The sequence below is a fragment of the Aeromonas sp. R2-4 genome (assembly GCF_040908365.1).
GTDB classification, from domain to species: domain Bacteria; phylum Pseudomonadota; class Gammaproteobacteria; order Enterobacterales; family Aeromonadaceae; genus Aeromonas; species Aeromonas veronii.
In genome coordinates this window covers 107,293-124,767 of sequence record NZ_JBFODO010000055.1, presented here as the reverse complement: position 1 = coordinate 124,767, position 17,475 = coordinate 107,293, and the positions used below count along the sequence as shown (strand labels likewise).

The following is a 17,475-nucleotide window of genomic DNA, read 5'->3' as shown; positions in this document are numbered from 1 at the left end:
TTATTCTTAAGCCTTCCTGGCTGCACTCAAATTATTCTAAGTTCGGGAGGAACCTCAAAGACTACGTTCTCTTCACGGCCAGGATGCTCGGCAACAACCTTGCCACCCAGCTCCCGCAGGCGGGCAATCACGTTTTGCACCAGCACCTCGGGGGCAGATGCGCCAGCAGTGACGCCGATCGCCTTCACCCCTTCCAGCCAGCTCGCCTCGATCATCGACGCATCGTCGATAAGATAGGCTCTGGCGCCCACCTTCTCGGCCAGCTCACGCAGACGGTTGGAGTTGGAGGAGTTGCGAGACCCCACCACCAGCATGGCGTCCACCAGCCCCGCCATCTCCCGCACCGCATCCTGACGGTTTTGGGTGGCGTAGCAGATATCGTCCTTGCGCGGCCCCTGGATCTTGGGGAAGTGCTTGCGCAGCGCATCGATCACGTCAGAGGTCTCATCCACACTCAGAGTGGTCTGGGTAACGAAGCAGAGGTCATCCGGATTCTTCACCTTGAGCCTGGCCACATCTTCCGGTGTCTCCACCAGATACATGCCACCTTCGCGATTCTCGTATTGTCCCATGGTCCCGATCACCTCGGGGTGACCGGCGTGGCCGATGAGCACAGCCTCGGAGCCCTTGCGGCTGGCGCGATGAACCTCCATGTGCACCTTGGTCACCAGCGGACAGGTGGCATCGAATACTTTGAGGGCGCGGGACTTGGCCATCTCGCGCACTGTCTTGGCCACGCCGTGAGCAGAGAAGATGACGATGCTGTCGTCAGGCACCTCGTCCAGCTCCTCGACGAAGACAGCGCCCGCATCTTTCAACTTGTTCACCACATACCTGTTATGCACCACTTCGTGGCGGACATAGATGGGGGCACCGAACTTCTCCAGCGCACTCTCGACAATGCTGATGGCGCGATCAACACCGGCGCAAAAACCGCGAGGGTTAGCGAGCAGAATATCCATTAATGCATCTTCTCCTCATCATCATCAACGCCCAAAATCTCCACCTCGAAGGTCACGGTATGACCGGCCAGCGGGTGGTTGAAATCGACCGTGACCGACATACCGGCTACCGCCCGGATGATGCCCGGCAGCTCGCTGCCATTGGGCTGATCGAACAGGATGATGGTGCCGACTTTTGGCTCCACATCGGCGCCAAATTTGGCACGGTCGAGATGGTAGATGTTGTCGGGGTTGGAGAGGCCAAAGGCCTCTTCCGGCGCCAGCGTAAAGCTCTTGCTCTCCCCTTCGCTCAGCCCCAGCAGACACTGCTCGAAGGTGGGGGTCAGGCTGCCATCGCCCATCCGCAGGCGGGCAGGTTTGCCGTGCAGCGCCGTGCTGTCGGCAACCGAGCCATCTTCCAGCTTGATGGAGAAGTGGAACAGCACGCTGCTGTTAGCGGTGATCTGCTGGCTCATGCCTGCTCCTTTTTCTCACCACGGAAACCGTCCAGCACGATCATGGCGGCCCCGATAAAGATAAAGCTGTCGGCCAGATTGAATGCCGGCCAGTGCGCACGCTGCCAGTAGAAGTCGAGGAAATCGACCACATGGCCCAACACCAGTCGATCAAAGACGTTGCCGAGGGCGCCGCCGATGATGAGTGAATAGGCGATACCGCTCCAACGCTGGGTCACCGACTGCTTGCGCAGCCAGTGGATCAGCAATCCACAGATGGCAAAAGCCAGCACCGCGAAGAACCAGCGCTGCCAGCCCCCCTGATCAGCCAGAAAGCTGAATGCGGCGCCCTTGTTGTAGACGTGAACCAGATTGAAGAAGGGGGTGATCTCCACCCCCGGGTAACCAAATGGCAGCAACTTGACCACGGCGAGCTTGCTCGCCTGGTCCAGTACAAAGGCCAGCACTGCCAGCCACAGCCAACGCAGGCCGCTTTTATGTTGAGTCATGTTCATCAGGCAAATTGACGAGTTTCGCCGTCACCCTCAACGTTGGTCACACAGCGACCACAGATCTCTTCGTGACCCGCGATGGTGCCCACATCTTCCACATGGTGCCAGCAGCGGTCGCACTTGGCGGCGGCAGACTGGGCCACGCTCAGCCACAGGTCATCACGCTCGGTCGCCACAGAGCCTTCCGGCGCAGTGTCAGCCACCACCACCTTGGCTTTGGAGGTGAGCAGCACGAAGCGCAGCTCATCAGCCAGGGCATTCAGGCGTGCAGCCAGCTCCGGCTTGGCGAACAGGGTCAGTTCGGCCTGCAGGGAACCGCCGATACGCTTCTCGCCACGGGCCACTTCCAGAGCCTTGTTCACTTCACCACGCACGGTGAGGATCTCGGCCCAGAACTCGTCGTTGAGGGTTTCACCCGCTTCCAGCCCGAACAGGCCGTCGTACCACTCTTCGGTGAAGACGAACTCGCCGCGCTCACCCGGCAGCAGGGCCCAGATTTCATCAGCGGTGAAGCTCATGATCGGCGCCATCCAGCGCACCATGGCCTCGGCAATGTGATAGAGGGCGGTCTGGCAGGAGCGACGGGCCAGGCTGTCAGCCTTGGCGGTGTACTGGCGATCCTTGATGACGTCCAGATAGAAGGAGCCCATCTCGATGGAGCAGAACTGCATCAGCTTCTGGGTTACACCGTGGAAGTTGTACTCGTCGAATGCCGCCATGATCTCGGCCTGTACCGCTTTGGCACGACCCACAGCCCAACGATCCACCACTACCATGTCGGCAGGCGCCACCATGTCGGTCGCCGGATTGAAGCCGTTCAGGTTGGCCAGCAGGAAGCGGGCGGTGTTGCGAATACGACGATAAGCATCGGCAGAGCGCTTGAGGATCTCGTCGGAGACAGTCATCTCGCCGGTGTAGTCAGTGCTCGCTACCCACAGACGCAGGATGTCGGCACCCAGCTTGTTCATCACGTCCTGCGGGCTGACCACGTTGCCGATGGACTTGGACATCTTGCGACCCTGACCATCCACAGTGAAGCCGTGAGTCAGCACCTGGTTGTAGGGAGCCTTGTCTTTCATGGCCACACCGATCATCAGGGAGGACATGAACCAGCCACGGTGCTGGTCAGAACCTTCCAGATACATGTCGGCCGGCTTGCCATTGAACTCGGGACGGGCATCAACCACGGAAGCGTGGGTAGAACCGGAGTCAAACCAGACGTCCAGAGTGTCAGGCACCTTGTCATACATGTCGGCGTCGCTACCCAGCAGCTCGGCCTTGTCCAGATCCCACCATGCCTGGATGCCGGACTGCTCGACCCGCTTGGCTACTTCATGCATCAGGCGCACGGATTCCGGGTGCAGTTCCTGGGTCTCTTTGTGGACGAACAGGGAGATGGGCACACCCCAGGTGCGCTGACGGGAGATACACCAGTCAGGACGGTTCTCGACCATCGCCTGAATGCGGTTTTTACCCCAAGCCGGTACCCAGCCGCTCTGGCCTTGCTGGGCAATACCGTCCTTCTCGATGCGCTCGATCTCTTCCAGTGCGCGCTTGCGCAGACCCTTCTGCTCCATGCTGATGAACCACTGTGGAGTAGCACGGAAGATGATCGGGGTCTTGTGACGCCAGCAGTGCGGATAGGAGTGGTTGAACACCTTGTGATGCAGCAGGGCGCCGCGCTCGGTCAGCACTTCGATCACGGAGGCATTGGCCTTGAACACATGCTGGCCGGCAAACAGTTCGGTATCCGGCAGGTAAACACCGTTGCTGCCAACCGGGTTGGCCACTTCCAGACCGTACTTCTGACCGACCACGAAGTCTTCCTGACCGTGGCCAGGGGCGGTGTGTACGGCGCCGGTACCGGCATCCAGGGTGACGTGATCACCCAGAACCACCGGCACATCGAAGCTGTAGAAGGGGTGGTTGAAGCGCAGCAACTCGAGCGCGGCGCCCTTGGCATAGCCCAGATTGTGGAACTTCTCGATACCGGCGCGATCCATCACATCCTTGACCAGCTCGGCGGCCAGGATCAGACGCTCGGGGTGCTCACCTTCAACCTGCACCAGTGCGTAATCCAGATCGGCGTGCATGGCGATGGCGCGGTTGGCTGGCAGGGTCCACGGAGTGGTGGTCCAGATCACCGCAGAGATCGGGCCCTTGCCGGTGTGGCCTTCGGCACAATCAAACTTGGCGGCAACGCCCGCCTCGTCGACCGCCTTGAAGCGCACGTCGATGGAGGGGGAGTTCTTGTCGTAGTACTCAACTTCGGCTTCAGCCAGCGCGGAGCCGCAATCGGTACACCAGTGCACCGGCTTGGAGCCTTTGTGCAAGTGGCCGTTTTCAACGATCTTGGCCATGGAGCGGATGATGTTGGCTTCGGTGCCAAAATCCATGGTCAGGTAGGGGTGTTCCCAGTCGCCCAGCACACCCAGACGGATGAAGTCGGTCTTCTGCGCTTCGATCTGGGTCTTGGCGTATTTGCGGCACTCGGCGCGGAATTCGGCAGCGGAAACCTTCTCGCCCGGCTTGCCGACCATGCCTTCTACTTTCAGTTCGATAGGCAGACCGTGGCAATCCCAACCCGGCACATAGGGGGAATCGAAACCGGAGAGGCCCTTGGACTTGATGATGATGTCTTTGAGGATCTTGTTGACCGAGTGACCGATGTGAATGTTGCCGTTCGCATAGGGGGGGCCATCATGCAGAATGAAAGAAGGCTTGCCCGCTTTGGCGCGGCGAATAGCGCCGTAGAGATCCTGATCGTACCAACGTTTCAGCATGTTGGGTTCGCGCTTGGCCAGATCGCCACGCATCGGAAACTCGGTTTCCGGAAGATTCAGGGTGTGTTTATAGTCGCTCATCAGTCCTGGGTTCCCTTCTTTTCTAAAAGAGTGCTGGGTAAATTGAATTGTGGCAGCCCGAACCAGGCTCGGGCCGCCAGGGCATCTCGTTCGATCTGCTCTTTCAAGGCAGTGAAAGAGGCAAATTTCTGCTCTTCGCGCAGCTTGTGGCGAAGCAGCACCTTGACCTGCTGACCATATAGATCACCAGAAAAATCAAATAGATGTACTTCCAATCTGGCTTGTGTACCGCTCAAGGTTGGCCGTACACCCACATTGGCTACACCGGGGAAGGTCTTGCCGGAACATATCACTTCCACCGCAAACACGCCACCGACCGGGATCACCTGGCGCTTGAGGGCCAGATTGGCGGTGGGAAAACCTATGGTGCGTCCCAACTTGTCGCCGTGGGCCACCCGGCCGCTGATGGTATAGGGACGGCCAAGCATCAGCTCCACCTCCGCCATCCTGCCCGCTTTCAAGGCCTCACGTACTAGTGTGCTGCTGACCCGCTGCCGTTCGAGCTGGAAGCTCTGGGTACTGATCACCTCGAAGCCGAAGCGATGACCCGCCTCCTCCAGCAGGTGGAAATCCCCTTCCCGCCCCTTGCCGAAGCGAAAATCATCGCCGACCACCAGATAGCGCACTCCGAGCTTCTCCACCAGCAACTGCTCGATGAATGTCGAGGCCGCCTGCTCGGCAAAGCGGTAGCTGAAGCGCACACAGAGCATGCGGTCGATCTGCAGACCCTTGAGCGCTTCATACTTCTCGCGCAACCGGCTCAGGCGCGCCGGCGCCTCGCTACCGGCAAACAGCTCCAGCGGCTGCGGCTCAAACAGCATGACGCAGGCGGGCAATCCCAGCTGGGCCGCTTTCTCCTTGAGACGTGCCAATACCGCATGGTGACCCTGATGAACCCCATCAAAGTTGCCAATGGTTAATACACATCCCCGGTGACGGGGCTTGAGATTGTGAATGCCGCGAATAAGCTCCATCAGTGCCTTGTGCGTTGCTGCCATGGAAATCGGCGGATTATATATCAGGCAGCAGGCAGGGTCAGCCCTCATAGCCTGATTTCAACTATCCGGGCCCAATCACGCCCCCTGCGGCGCCATGAGGCACTATCCCCATGGCGCCGCAGGATCACGGCTACTGCTGCCCCGATTTAAGGTGACGCGGCCGAATGCCCAGCAGCAGCAACACCACGGCATAGACCGCAGCCCCCAGCGACAGCAGCATGGTCAGCTGCAAACTGGCCTTGCCCATGCTCCATGCGCCCCACTGGGCCAAATCTGGCGACAGATAGGCGAGCACGCCCCCCATCAGCACGCTGGCGACCAGCAGCTTAAGGCAGAACACGCCAGTATGGCAGGAGGGACGATAGACGCTCTGCTGGTACAACCCCTTGAACAGCAAGGCCGCATTCAGAGTGCCCGAGCAGGCGGTCGAGAGCGCCAGCCCCACGTAACCGAGCGGGTAGATGAAGATGAGGTTGCAGACCATGTTGGCAATCATCGACATCACCCCGATCCGCACCGGCGTTTTGGTGTCCTGACGGGCGTAGTAACCGGGCGCCAGCACCTTGATCAGCATCAGGGAGAGCAGACCGGTAGTGGAGGCCAGCAGGCTGGCGCTCGACATGGCCACTTCATGCAGGCCAAATTCGCCGCGCATGAACAGCACTCGCAAAATGGGCTCGCGCATGACCGCAATGCCTATCATGGCGGGCAGGCCGAGCAGCATCACCATCCGCACCCCCCAATCCATGGTGCGGGAGAAGTCGGCCGGATCGGCATCCACATGCTTTTTCGCCAGCGCAGGCAGGATCACGGTACTGATGGCTACCGCAAACAGCCCGAGGGGGAACTCCAGCAGGCGATCCGAGTAGTAGAGATAGCTGATGGCACCGGTCGCCAGGAAGGAAGCCAGCATGGTGTTGACCAGCAGGTTGATCTGGCTGACCGAGACCCCGAACAGGGCCGGGAGCATCAGGGTGCGGATCTTCACCACCCCCGGGTGATTCCATCCCCACTTGGGCCATACCAGCATGTTGATTTGGCGCAAAAAGGGGTACTGGAACAGAAACTGCACCAAACCACCCAAAAAGACACCAATCGCCAGCGAGATCTCAGGTTTGTCCATCAGCGGTGCAATCCACCAGGCCGCCGCAATCATGGTGATGTTGAGAAACACCGGCGTGAACGACGAGACCGCAAAGCGGCCGAAGGTGTTGAGGATGGCTCCCGCCATGGCGGTAAAAGTGATAAACCAGAGGTAGGGGAAGGTGATTTTGAGCATCAGACTGGCGAGCTCGAACTTCTCGGCCGCAGGGCCGCCATGCAGCCAGTCCCAGAACCAGCCCCAGCCAAACAGCGCGGTCAGCACACCCGACCCCAGCACACCGAGCAGGGTGACCACAGTCACTATCCCCCCCAGCGTGCCCGCCACCGCCGCCAGCAATTCACGCACTTCCCCCTCGTCGCCATTTTTCTTGTACTCCGTCATCACGGGAACAAAGGCCTGGTTGAAGGCACCTTCGGCGAACAGACGACGCAGAAAGTTGGGAATGCGATTGGCAAAAAAGAAGACGTCGGCGGCCACCCCGGCACCAAGCAGATTTGCGATGACTACATCGCGAACCAAGCCCATTACGCGGGATGCCAGCGTCATTCCGGACACTATCATGCCGGATTTGATCAATTTCTTACTCAAGACGAGGCCTCTGGAACTGTCAGAATGAAAAGAATGCTGCTAGAATCGGCCGACAGTTTAACCGTCTCCCTACTGACACACCACCGGGAGGCGGTGTTTATTTGCACAAATCATTTGACAATATGTGGTTGGAAGGGCATATTTCCGGGCCTTTTCAATACACTCGCTAAGACAGTTTTAGGAGTTTTACCTTGGCTAACATCAAATCTGCTAAGAAGCGCGCTCTTCAGTCAGAAAAACGCCGTCAGCACAACGCCAGCCGTCGTTCCATGACCCGTACCTACCTGAAGAAAGTCATTGCTGCTATCGCCTCTGGCGACAAAGCTGCCGCGACTGCCGCTTTCGCTGTTGCTCAGCCGATCATGGATCGTATGGCGACCAAAGGCCTGATCCACAAGAACAAAGCTGCTCGTCACAAGAGCCGCCTGTCTGCCCAGATCAAAGCTATGGCTTAATCAGCTTCTGCTGATCAAAGCTGAAAAAACCGGCCTTAGTGCCGGTTTTTTATTTATCTGCGCTGCAATAAAGTCGATGCAGCAAACTGATCATTTCACGCACCTCATGGCTGCGCAGCGAATAGTAGACCGTCTGGGCCTCTTTGCGCGTCGTCACCAGCTCATCCCGCCGCAGCAGCGCAAGATGCTGTGACAAGGCCGACTGACTCAATCCCAGTCGCTCGTTGAGCTCCCCCACCGACAGTTCGCGCTCCAGCAACTGGCACAGAATAAACAGCCGCCGTTCGTTGGCCAGCGCCTTGAGCAAGGCCACCGCTTTACTCGCATTGGCTTCCATCTCTTCAAGTTGCATCACATCTCTCCTCTACCACTCATCGTCGATGATACGTGGTGACGGGTCGTTTTAAAACGACAGGGTGGCCGGCTGGATGGCGGAGAAGTTCTCCTGGCCGGAAAAGAGAAAGGTAAAATCGCTCTCGCAGACTCGCTTCACCGCCGGATGCTGGATCATCCGCTCGGCGAAGATGACGTAATACTCCTCCATCAGATCCTGAGTTTCCCCGATCAGCATCACCCCCTCCCCCTCGAGGATCTCCTCCCGATAGATAGTCGGGGCCATGAAAATCCCCTGATTGAAAAAGCCAAACGCCTTCATCAAGGCGGCATCATCAAACTCGCCAAGAATGCTGGGGGAGACACCTTGCTGCTCGAACCACTGGGTCAGCTGACGCCCCATGGCAGTACGGCGACCGGGGATCAACAGCTTGCGCTCCTCCAGACAGGCGGGAAAGGGCTTCTCGGGCAGCGGCGCCTTGCAGAAGAAGCTGACGCCACAGCCGCCCAGCCGTTTGGAGAGCAGGCCCGCATGCTGGCTGGAGTCCACCGGACAGTCGGAGAGGATCATATCGAGCTTGTGCTCGCTCAGCTGCTCCAGCAGCAGTTCGTGGGTCGATTCGAAACAGCGCAGATGGATGGAACCATCATTGGGGATGACAGAGAGCAGCACGCGGCTGGCAAGGCGCTTGGAGAGGGCATCGGCGATGCCGACGTCGAACAGGATCTGGCTCTCCTTGCGGTAGTTGACGATATCGAGCATCTCGTAGGAGAGGCTGAACATCTTGTCGGCATAACGAAATACCAGCTGGCCCAGCTCGGTTGCCTCAAGGGAGCGCCCCTTGCGTTTGAGCAGCTTGCCACCGAGGCGCTGCTCCAGCAGCTTGATCTGGCCGGTGACGGTTTGCGGGGTCAAAAAAAGGGCTTCCGCTGCCTGGGTAACGGAGCCCTTCTTCTGAGTCATCCAGAAATAGTAGAGATGGTTGTAGTTAAGGTGTGACATCCGATGGGGTTCCCGCTTGACGCGGACTCCGGTAGCAGCTGAGTTCAACCGCCAGAATGTCATACATGTCGCTAACCGAGTCAACCTTGTTCGCGCCAAACTGCTCCATCAGACTGGCCTTGAGGCGTGCCTTGTCAGGCATCCGGTCAGCGCAATAACGCTTGTTGGAACGCTTTACCATCTCGCCAGCCCGGCTGCTCAGCGCCCGCTCGGAGAAGGTCTCGCCAAAGCGCGCCTTGGCCTGCTTGTCCCCCAGCAGCAGGGCGCTGTCTACCACCCCGTTGAGATAGGCAGAGCAGTTCGCCGAAGCGGCGTCCTGCTTGCAATCCTCCAGCCCGCCGGCCCAGGCAGCGGGGCTCAACAACAGCATCAACAACCCTGTATGCAGCTTCATAGTCCCTCCGTACTCTGTTCCCCTTCACCCTTGGGAAGGGCCATGCGCAAGGCCAGATAGCCGACTACCGCCGCCATGGTGGAGCCCACCAGGATCCCGAGGCGAGAGTAGCTGCCGTAATCCAGCCCACCGTGCTCGAAGGCGAGAGACGCGATAAACATCGACATGGTGAACCCGATGCCACAGAGGATGCTGACCGCAAAAATCTGCTTGAAGTTGACCCCGGGCGGCAACTGGGCGATGCCCAGCTTGACCGACAGCCAGCTGATGGTGAACACCCCGAGCGGCTTGCCGATAAACAGCCCCAGCATGATCCCCATAGGTACCGGACTCAGCAGGGAGGAGAGACCAATCCCCTCCAGCGATACCCCGGCGTTGGCAAAGGCAAACAGCGGCAGGATCAGATAGGCACTCCAGGGGTGCAACTTGTGCTCCAGATACTTGAGCGGCGAGGCGTAACGCTTGCCGTTAAGCGGAACCATAAAGCCCACTACCACGCCTGCCAAGGTCGCATGGACGCCAGACTTCAGCACCGCAACCCAGAGCACCAGACCAACCAGCATGTAGAGGCTGATCCTGTCCTCACCACGGCGATTCATCCAAAGCAGAGTGAGGGTTGCCAGAATACCTATGGCCAGCGCCTCCAGCGACAGCTGCTGGGTATAGAAAAGCGCGATGATGATGATGACACCGAGGTCATCCATGATGGCCAGCGCCAACAGGAATACCTTGAGGCTCACCGGCACCCGCTTGCCGAGCAGCGCCATCACCCCGAGGGCAAAGGCAATATCGGTCGCAGCCGGAATTGCCCAGCCAGCGCGCGCCACTTCATCCGAATAGTTGAAAAAGGCGTAGATCAAGGCCGGAGCCAGCATGCCGCCCACCGCCGCAATAGCCGGGAAGGTCGCCTGAACCCGGGTCGAGAGCGCCCCTTCCAGCATTTCACGCTTCACTTCCAGACCAACCAGCAGGAAGAAGATCGCCATAAAGCCATCGTTGATCCAGAGCAGCAGCGGCTTGTTGATGTCGAGGGCCGCGATGCGCACCTGCACCGGCGTGTCGAGAAACGCCTGATACCCGCCAGCCAGCGCGGTATTGGCTAAAATCATTGCCAGCATGGCAGCCATGATCAGAATAATTCCGGAGGCGGCCTCCAGCTTCAGGAACTTTTTGATTACGTCACTCATGGTTAAATTTTCCACCGTATTGCTTTGGTTTGAGTCTATCTCCTGCAACAACCAATGGAAAATCGTTTCTTGCTGCTCAATACAACGAAAAAACCGAAGGCAAAATAGAACATACCTGCTATAAGCAGGTTTTTCCTCGTCTCTGGCTACCGTCTTATTAATCAATAAAATGAATTTTCAATTATTTAACTGCATAAAAAAGGCGCCTTGAGGCGCCTTGCTATCAGATGGCGACGGGCGCCTTGATGCCGGGATGGGGGTCATAACCCTCGATCTCGAAATCCTCGAACTTGTAATCGAAGATGGAGTCAGGTTTGCGCTTGATCACCAGGGTCGGCAGCGGGCGCGGCTCGCGGGAGAGTTGCAAGGCTGTCTGCTCCATGTGGTTGGAGTAGAGATGCACATCACCGCCAGTCCAGACGAAGTCACCCACTTCCAGATTGCACTGCTGGGCCATCATGTGGGTCAGCAGGGCGTAGCTGGCGATGTTGAACGGCAGGCCGAGGAACACATCACAACTGCGCTGGTAGAGCTGGCAGGAGAGCTTGCCGTCCGCCACATAGAACTGGAAGAAGGCGTGGCAGGGAGCCAGCGCCATCTTGTCCAGTTCACCCACGTTCCAGGCGGATACGATGATGCGGCGCGAATCAGGGTTATGCTTGATGTCATCCACCGCCTTCTGGATCTGGTCGATGACAGACCCGTCAGCCGCAGGCCAGGAGCGCCACTGAGCGCCGTAAACCGGCCCCAGATCGCCATTCTCGTCGGCCCACTCATCCCAGATGCTGACGCCATTTTCCTTCAGATAAGCGGTATTGGTATCGCCATTGAGGAACCAGAGCAGCTCGTGAATGATGGAGCGCAGGTGGCACTTCTTGGTGGTCACCAGCGGGAACCCCTCCGCCAGATTGAAGCGCATCTGATGGCCGAACAGGGAGACAGTACCGGTGCCGGTACGGTCAGACTTGACGGTCCCCTCATCGAGGATTTTCTGCATCAGGTCGAGATAAGCTCGCATTATTTCGCCTCCTTCACGGCATTACCGAACAACTGCGGACGCTTGTAGGCGGCCCAGATCATCAGGGCACCGGCGATAATCATCGGTGTGGAGAGGATCTGGCCCATGCTGATCTCCTGGAAGTAGAGACCAAGCTGGCTGTCCGGCTGGCGCACAAACTCCACCAGGAAGCGGAACAGGCCGTAGAACAGCAGGAACATGCCGGAGATGGCGCCGCGCGGCGGATTCTTGCGCCAGAACAGGTTGAGGATGATGAACAGCACCACCCCTTCCAGTGCGAACTGGTAGAGCTGGGAGGGGTGACGCGGCTCGGGGCCAGCCTCCGGGAAGATGATGGCCCAGGGTACATCGGTGACCCGGCCCCACAGCTCGCCGTTGAGGAAGTTGCCAATCCGGCCAACACCGAGACCAAACGGAATGAGCGGTGCCACAAAGTCGGCCACGGTGAAGAAGTGGCGCTTGGTCTTGTGGGCAAACCAGATCATCGCGGTGATTACCCCGATCAGACCACCGTGGAACGACATACCGCCGGTCCAGATCTTGAACAGGTAGGTGGGATCCGCGAGGAAGAGATCGAAGTTGTAGAACAGCACGTAACCGACACGGCCACCGAGGATCACCCCGAGGAAACCGTAAAACAGCAGATCCGACACTTCGTTGCGGGTCCAGCCGCTGTTCGGTGCATCGGCGCGACGGCCGGCAAGCCACATGGCAAACGCGAAACCGAACAGGTACATGAGACCATACCAGCGTACCGATAGTGGTCCCAAACTGAATGCTACGGGATCAATCTGCGAGAAAACCCAATATCCATCGTGCTGCATATGCGGCCCCAGTCAAAATAAAAGCCGCATTTTCCGATCATTCGTCAGCAGGGACAAGGCATGATTATCAATCACTCTGTTTCGATTTATGACCGGCTCGCAGCAAACCGCCCAAACCATGCTCCTCCAGATAGCGGGCAAACAGGCCGCGCAGTACGTGGGGGTTGTCATGTTTGAGGCCATCGGCCATCAGTTCGGTCAACTCGCTCAGGGTGGATTGACGCAGCACGTACTTGATCCGGGCGATGTTGTGGGTGTTCATACTGAAGCGGCGATAGCCCATGGCCAGCAGCAGCAATACACCGACCGGATCACCGGCCAGTTCGCCACACACCGACACCGGCTTCTGGTAACGGTGGGAAGCATCAACCAGCTTTTGCAGGGCGCGGATCACCGCAGGATGGAAGGCATCGTAGATGTTGGCAACCCGGGAATTGTTGCGATCTACCGCCAGCAGGTACTGGGTCAGGTCGTTACTGCCCACCGACCAGAAGTCGATGAGCGGCGCCATCTCCGGCAAGATAAAGAGGGCTGAGGGCACCTCGATCATCACCCCGAGGCTGGGGTAGCGGATCACTGCATCGCGGCTCGCCGCCTCTTCCGACACCTCTCGCCACGCCTGATCCAGCAGACGACGGGAGGCCTTGATTTCGCTGACGCTGCTGATCATCGGCAGCATGATGGCCAGATTGTCCAGCCCTTCACTGGCCCGCAGCATAGCCTTGAGCTGCACCAAAAACAGTTCGGGGTGATCCAGGGTGATCCGGATCCCCCGCCAGCCAAGGAAGGGGTTTTCCTCGACGATGGGGAAATAGGGTAACGGCTTGTCGCCGCCCACATCCAGCGTCCGCATGCAGACCGGCCGGTTGCGGTAGGTCTCCAGAATGCCGCGATAGCGGGCAGTCTGCTCCCACTCGGAGGGGAAGCTCTCCTGCAGCATAAAGGGGATCTCGGTGCGATAGAGCCCGACCCCGTCCGCCAGCTGATTGAGGGAGATCTCGGTATCGGCGCTGAGACCGGCGTTGAGCAACAGGGAGACCTTGGTGCCGTCGGCCGTCTCGGATGGCAGGTTATCGACGCTGCGCACCAGGGTATCGAGCGCCCGCTCTTCGCTCAGCAGCTGACGATACTCGGTCAGGATCACCTGATTGGGCTCGATGAAGAGATCGCCGCTGTAGCCATCGACAACCAGCATGCGACCACCAATGTCACCAAGGGGCAAATCGACCCCCATGATGGCGGCGACCCCCATGGCACGGGCCAGAATGGCCGCGTGGGAGTTGGTCCCCCCCTTGAGCGAGACCACCCCGGTCAGATACTCGCGAGGCACTTCTGCCAGAATGGTGGCGGTCACCTCGTCGGCAACCAGCACCACCGGCTCACCGATGGAGATATGTTCCGGCTCATTCTGCACCAGTCGGCTGATCAGCCGCTGGGCAATATCCTTCACGTCGGTGGAGCGCTCCTGCAAGTAGGGATCCTTCATCCCCTTGAACTGCTCGATCAAGCGATCGCTGATCAGCTTGACCGCAGATACCGCAGTCCAGTGCTCCTTGCTCACCTTGTTGCGAATAGGCTTGATGTAGCCTGGATCGTTCAGCAGATGGAGATAGATATCGAAGATCGCCACCGAATCCTGGCTGTAGCTCTCGCGAAAACGCAGCGCCAGACTCTCCAGATCGTGACGAACCTCCTCCACGGCCAGCTCCAGCCGCGCCAGCTGGCTGGCATGGTCTTCATCCTTGCGCGGGGTAATGGACGAGAGCGCCTTGCGGGGCCGCCACACCCAGGCCTTGGCCATGGCGATGCCGCTGGCACCGGCAATACCACGCAGTGGCTTGCTCCAGTCGGTCTTCTGCAACCACCCCTTAGCCTGCGCCTGGGCAATCCGCGCCGCCAGCTGGGCCGCCAGGGTGACCATGAAGGACTCTTCCCCCTCATCGAAGCGGCGACTCTCCTTCTGCTGCACCACCAGAATGCCGACCACCTGACGCTGGTGCATGATGGGGGCACCGAGGAAGGAGCGGAACGCCTCTTCGGCCACATCGGGCAAGAATTTGAAACTGGGATGCGCAGGGGCATCAGCCAGGTTGATCAGCTCTTCCCGCTGACCCACCAGACCGACGATGCCCTGCTCGTAGGGCAGGGTCACCTTGCCGACTGCGGACGGGGCCAAGCCGTCGGTAGCCGCCAGGCGATAGCGGCGCACCTCGGGTTCCGAGACATAGACGGAGCAGCAGTCCACTGCCATGGCGTGCCGAGTCTGGCTCACCAATGCTTGCAAGGCCTGCTCGAGGGTATTGGCCTCGGCCATGCTCTCGACGATACGTCTCAGTTCCGTTAACAACTAATCTGTGCTCCTTAACGGGCGCGATTGCGTCGCCCATCCTTCTTGTTGACCTGCACTGCCGGCACTGGCATCGCCAGCGGGGCAAACTCTTTCATGACCCGGCGGTAAACCTCCCGCTTGAACGAGACGACCTGACGCACCGGGTACCAGAAGCTGACCCAACGCCAGTCGTCAAATTCGGGATGGCCATGACAGCCGAACTGGATCCGCGACTCCTTGCCCGAATTCAGCTGTAACAAGAACCATTTTTGTTTTTGGCCAATACAGACCGGTGAACTGTCCCAGCGGACAAGACGTTTGGGTAAACGGTACTTTAGCCAGTTACGACTGGTGGCCATGATGGTCACATCTTCGGGCTTGAGGCCAATCTCCTCATACAGCTCTCGATACATGGCCTGCTCTGGCGTTTCACCATCATCAACCCCCCCCTGCGGAAACTGCCAGGAGTGCTGCCCATAGCGTTTAGCCCACAACACTTGTCCTTCACGGTTACAGATCACGATACCGACATTGGGACGAAATCCGTCGCCATCAATCACGTGATCACCTTATAAAGGCTGAATCTATAAGGAGATTGTTCCACATTCACTCCGTGGCAGCAAACAAGGAGTGAATCCCCTGTTTCATGAATAACTTTCGATTTCAAACATACTTATAAACAAATCCAAGGATCCGCGCCCCCAAGTTGCCCACCCAGGCTGTGCATAAAGCTGTTAGCAAACGGGTATATACAGTACTTTTTAACTGTACGCGAAAAGTGCCTCTCAGTATCACCACTCGGCATAAAATATAAAAAATCATTATTTTTTATAAACTTGAGATAAAGCAACTGGATCTAGATCCATGCTCCCCCAAGAGTCAGATCCATGATCCGGATTGTGAACAAGTTCAACTGCTCAAAGATCCACCGCGGCGAAATTATCCACAGGAGTGGCACAATATCTACCCTGTTTACCCTGTAAAAATGGGGTGGCATTCACAATTTTTTGTAACATATCAGCGACTCCAACCACTTTCATCCACTTATCCAAGATTTCTGTGGATAACTGTGTGTAACATCATGCACAAACCCTTGGACAACTATTTCGAGGTCAAACCAGACCTGGAACACTACTCGATAAAATAGACAAAACCCTTTAAAATCATAACGATGAGCTGATAGCTCCCAAATTCTCTGCATTTGATCTTATCCACTCAGGATCGGTTATAAAAACAGCGATCCTTCTCGGGATCCTCCCCTGTTAGAATATGGCGAGCAAGATGGAGCCAAACATGCCAAGTAATCCCCAATCCGAGCAGGAGTTATTGAGCCGCGCCTATGCCATGGCTGGCTTCACGCTGGCGCAGCTGGCCGCCGAGGCTGGTGTCGCTGTGCCCAAAGACCTGCGCCGTGACAAGGGGTGGGTCGGCCAGTTGATCGAGCTGCAACTGGGGGCCAGCGCCGGGAGCAAGCCGGAGCAGGACTTCCCGGAGCTGGGGATCGAGCTCAAGACGATCCCCGTGGATCCTCAAGGCAAACCGCTGGAGACCACCTTCGTCTGCGTCGCCCAGCTGATCGGCGTCAGCGGCCAGCGCTGGGAGGAGTCCAACGTGCGCAACAAGCTCTCCCGGGTGCTCTGGATCCCGGTGGAAGGCAGTCGGGAGATCCCGGTTGGCGAGCGGCGGGTCGGCATGCCGCTGATGTGGAGCCCGAATGAAGAGGAAGATCGGCTACTGCGTCAGGACTGGGAGGAGCTGATGGACATGATAGTGCTGGGAGAAGTGGAGCAGATCAGCGCACGCCACGGCCAGGTGATGCAACTGCGGCCCAAGGCGGCCAACAACAAGGCGCTGACTCGCGCCATCGGCCGCGATGGTCAACCCATCATGACCCTGCCCCGCGGCTTCTATCTCAAGATCGACTTCACCCACAGTCTGCTGCAACGCTATTTTGCCTTGCCGACTTGATCTGCCTTATCAACATCTTTGTCATATGGTGGTATAAAAATAGACAGGAGCCATTTTTAACTCACAGACAAGGAGGCGTCATGCCACTGATCAAACAGTTTTTGAAGTCCAAGCCCGAGGTCAAGGTGACCTTTGCAGTAGAGAAAGAGGCGGCTGCAGGGGCGGAACAGGTGATGCTGATCGGCGAGTTCACCCAGTGGCAACCGGTCGAGCTGAAACGCATGAAGAGCGGCGAGTTCAAAGCCACCCTCAATCTGCCGACCGACGGCCCGGGGTACTTCGAATATTGCTACCAGCTCATCACCCCGGCAGGGGAAACCCTCTACGAGAATGACTGGGCAGCGGATGACTATGTGCCAGGCCCCTTCGGGCGAGACAACTCGGTGGTACGGGTCATCCAGTAACGGCAACCAGAGAGCCAATAGACGGATACAAAAAAGGCTCGCCATTGGCGAGCCTTTTCACTACCTGTCGAGCTATTTGCCGACATACCGACACCAA

At 58.2% G+C, this 17,475-nt stretch carries 17 protein-coding genes; 3 read left to right on the top strand and 14 right to left on the bottom strand.

The window, feature by feature from the left end; all coding sequences use genetic code 11:
• Positions 1 to 26: 26 nt before the first annotated feature.
• From ispH to murJ, 6 genes are all read right to left on the bottom strand, one after another.
• Positions 27 to 962, bottom strand: a complete 936-nt coding sequence (gene ispH, locus AB5Z05_RS21005) for a 4-hydroxy-3-methylbut-2-enyl diphosphate reductase (RefSeq protein WP_159158173.1) — start codon at positions 960 to 962, stop codon at positions 27 to 29.
• Positions 962 to 1,417, bottom strand: coding sequence for an FKBP-type peptidyl-prolyl cis-trans isomerase (gene fkpB / locus AB5Z05_RS21000; protein WP_159158172.1), 456 nt, complete (start codon positions 1,415 to 1,417; stop codon positions 962 to 964). The genes ispH and fkpB overlap by 1 nt, the downstream gene beginning before the upstream one ends.
• Positions 1,414 to 1,911 carry a signal peptidase II gene (lspA, locus tag AB5Z05_RS20995; RefSeq protein WP_005340447.1) on the bottom strand — a complete coding sequence of 166 codons (498 nt, stop codon included), beginning with the start codon at positions 1,909 to 1,911 and terminating at the stop codon, positions 1,414 to 1,416. Before lspA ends, fkpB begins: the two co-directional genes overlap by 4 nt.
• Positions 1,911 to 4,772: an isoleucine--tRNA ligase gene (gene ileS, locus AB5Z05_RS20990; RefSeq protein WP_368152922.1), complete on the bottom strand. Its 2,862-nt coding sequence runs from the start codon at positions 4,770 to 4,772 to the stop codon at positions 1,911 to 1,913. The genes lspA and ileS overlap by 1 nt, the downstream gene beginning before the upstream one ends.
• On the bottom strand, positions 4,772 to 5,746 hold the full coding sequence (gene ribF, locus AB5Z05_RS20985) for a bifunctional riboflavin kinase/FAD synthetase (protein WP_368152947.1): 975 nt from the start codon (positions 5,744 to 5,746) through the stop codon (positions 4,772 to 4,774). Before ribF ends, ileS begins: the two co-directional genes overlap by 1 nt.
• 154 nt (positions 5,747 to 5,900) lie before the next feature.
• The gene (gene murJ, locus AB5Z05_RS20980) at positions 5,901 to 7,463 is read right to left on the bottom strand and encodes a murein biosynthesis integral membrane protein MurJ (protein WP_227273005.1); all 1,563 of its coding nucleotides are present in this window, start codon (positions 7,461 to 7,463) and stop codon (positions 5,901 to 5,903) included.
• Between the two features lie 191 nt (positions 7,464 to 7,654).
• Between murJ and rpsT the strand changes: the two genes are divergently transcribed.
• Positions 7,655 to 7,918, top strand: coding sequence for a 30S ribosomal protein S20 (rpsT, locus tag AB5Z05_RS20975; protein ID WP_005308808.1), 264 nt, complete (start codon positions 7,655 to 7,657; stop codon positions 7,916 to 7,918).
• A 49-nt stretch (positions 7,919 to 7,967) separates the two neighbouring features.
• Here rpsT and AB5Z05_RS20970 read toward each other — a convergent pair whose 3' ends face one another.
• From AB5Z05_RS20970 to rppH, 8 genes are all read right to left on the bottom strand, one after another.
• Complete coding sequence (locus AB5Z05_RS20970) at positions 7,968 to 8,270, bottom strand: metalloregulator ArsR/SmtB family transcription factor (RefSeq protein WP_013724128.1); 303 nt, start codon at positions 8,268 to 8,270, stop codon at positions 7,968 to 7,970.
• A 51-nt stretch (positions 8,271 to 8,321) separates the two neighbouring features.
• Positions 8,322 to 9,254, bottom strand: a complete 933-nt coding sequence (gene nhaR / locus AB5Z05_RS20965) for a transcriptional activator NhaR (protein WP_005340434.1) — start codon at positions 9,252 to 9,254, stop codon at positions 8,322 to 8,324.
• Positions 9,241 to 9,648 (bottom strand): hypothetical protein, encoded by a 408-nt coding sequence (locus tag AB5Z05_RS20960; RefSeq protein WP_019445581.1) that lies wholly within the window; start codon positions 9,646 to 9,648, stop codon positions 9,241 to 9,243. Before AB5Z05_RS20960 ends, nhaR begins: the two co-directional genes overlap by 14 nt.
• On the bottom strand, positions 9,645 to 10,835 hold the full coding sequence (nhaA, locus tag AB5Z05_RS20955; RefSeq protein WP_151286214.1) for a Na+/H+ antiporter NhaA: 1,191 nt from the start codon (positions 10,833 to 10,835) through the stop codon (positions 9,645 to 9,647). The genes AB5Z05_RS20960 and nhaA overlap by 4 nt, the downstream gene beginning before the upstream one ends.
• 223 nt (positions 10,836 to 11,058) lie before the next feature.
• Complete coding sequence (gene thyA / locus AB5Z05_RS20950; RefSeq protein ID WP_005340427.1) at positions 11,059 to 11,853, bottom strand: thymidylate synthase; 795 nt, start codon at positions 11,851 to 11,853, stop codon at positions 11,059 to 11,061.
• The gene (lgt, locus tag AB5Z05_RS20945; protein WP_031227775.1) at positions 11,853 to 12,677 is read right to left on the bottom strand and encodes a prolipoprotein diacylglyceryl transferase; all 825 of its coding nucleotides are present in this window, start codon (positions 12,675 to 12,677) and stop codon (positions 11,853 to 11,855) included. The genes thyA and lgt overlap by 1 nt, the downstream gene beginning before the upstream one ends.
• Positions 12,678 to 12,744: 67 nt before the next feature.
• On the bottom strand, positions 12,745 to 15,024 hold the full coding sequence (gene ptsP / locus AB5Z05_RS20940; protein ID WP_043826126.1) for a phosphoenolpyruvate--protein phosphotransferase: 2,280 nt from the start codon (positions 15,022 to 15,024) through the stop codon (positions 12,745 to 12,747).
• Positions 15,025 to 15,038: 14 nt separating this feature from the next.
• Positions 15,039 to 15,566: an RNA pyrophosphohydrolase gene (gene rppH / locus AB5Z05_RS20935; protein WP_005340421.1), complete on the bottom strand. Its 528-nt coding sequence runs from the start codon at positions 15,564 to 15,566 to the stop codon at positions 15,039 to 15,041.
• Between the two features lie 733 nt (positions 15,567 to 16,299).
• Here rppH and mutH point away from each other — a divergent pair.
• Complete coding sequence (gene mutH / locus AB5Z05_RS20930) at positions 16,300 to 16,974, top strand: DNA mismatch repair endonuclease MutH (RefSeq protein WP_368152921.1); 675 nt, start codon at positions 16,300 to 16,302, stop codon at positions 16,972 to 16,974.
• A gap of 80 nt (positions 16,975 to 17,054) precedes the next feature.
• Positions 17,055 to 17,378 carry an isoamylase early set domain-containing protein gene (locus AB5Z05_RS20925; RefSeq protein WP_005348910.1) on the top strand — a complete coding sequence of 108 codons (324 nt, stop codon included), beginning with the start codon at positions 17,055 to 17,057 and terminating at the stop codon, positions 17,376 to 17,378.
• The last annotated feature ends 97 nt before the right edge of the window (positions 17,379 to 17,475 follow it).

What these genes read in the sequence shown, in the direction of transcription:
- ispH (WP_159158173.1), bottom strand. Translation starts at nt 962, where the DNA reads ATGGATATTCTGCTCGCTAACCCTCGCGGTTTTTGCGCCGGTGTTGAT.
- fkpB (WP_159158172.1), bottom strand. Translation starts at nt 1,417, where the DNA reads ATGAGCCAGCAGATCACCGCTAACAGCAGCGTGCTGTTCCACTTCTCC.
- lspA (WP_005340447.1), bottom strand. Translation starts at nt 1,911, where the DNA reads ATGAACATGACTCAACATAAAAGCGGCCTGCGTTGGCTGTGGCTGGCA.
- ileS (WP_368152922.1), bottom strand. Translation starts at nt 4,772, where the DNA reads ATGAGCGACTATAAACACACCCTGAATCTTCCGGAAACCGAGTTTCCG.
- ribF (WP_368152947.1), bottom strand. Translation starts at nt 5,746, where the DNA reads ATGGAGCTTATTCGCGGCATTCACAATCTCAAGCCCCGTCACCGGGGA.
- AB5Z05_RS20970 (WP_013724128.1), bottom strand. Translation starts at nt 8,270, where the DNA reads ATGCAACTTGAAGAGATGGAAGCCAATGCGAGTAAAGCGGTGGCCTTG.
- nhaR (WP_005340434.1), bottom strand. Translation starts at nt 9,254, where the DNA reads ATGTCACACCTTAACTACAACCATCTCTACTATTTCTGGATGACTCAG.
- AB5Z05_RS20960 (WP_019445581.1), bottom strand. Translation starts at nt 9,648, where the DNA reads ATGAAGCTGCATACAGGGTTGTTGATGCTGTTGTTGAGCCCCGCTGCC.
- nhaA (WP_151286214.1), bottom strand. Translation starts at nt 10,835, where the DNA reads ATGAGTGACGTAATCAAAAAGTTCCTGAAGCTGGAGGCCGCCTCCGGA.
- thyA (WP_005340427.1), bottom strand. Translation starts at nt 11,853, where the DNA reads ATGCGAGCTTATCTCGACCTGATGCAGAAAATCCTCGATGAGGGGACC.
- lgt (WP_031227775.1), bottom strand. Translation starts at nt 12,677, where the DNA reads ATGCAGCACGATGGATATTGGGTTTTCTCGCAGATTGATCCCGTAGCA.
- mutH (WP_368152921.1), top strand. Translation starts at nt 16,300, where the DNA reads ATGCCAAGTAATCCCCAATCCGAGCAGGAGTTATTGAGCCGCGCCTAT.
- AB5Z05_RS20925 (WP_005348910.1), top strand. Translation starts at nt 17,055, where the DNA reads ATGCCACTGATCAAACAGTTTTTGAAGTCCAAGCCCGAGGTCAAGGTG.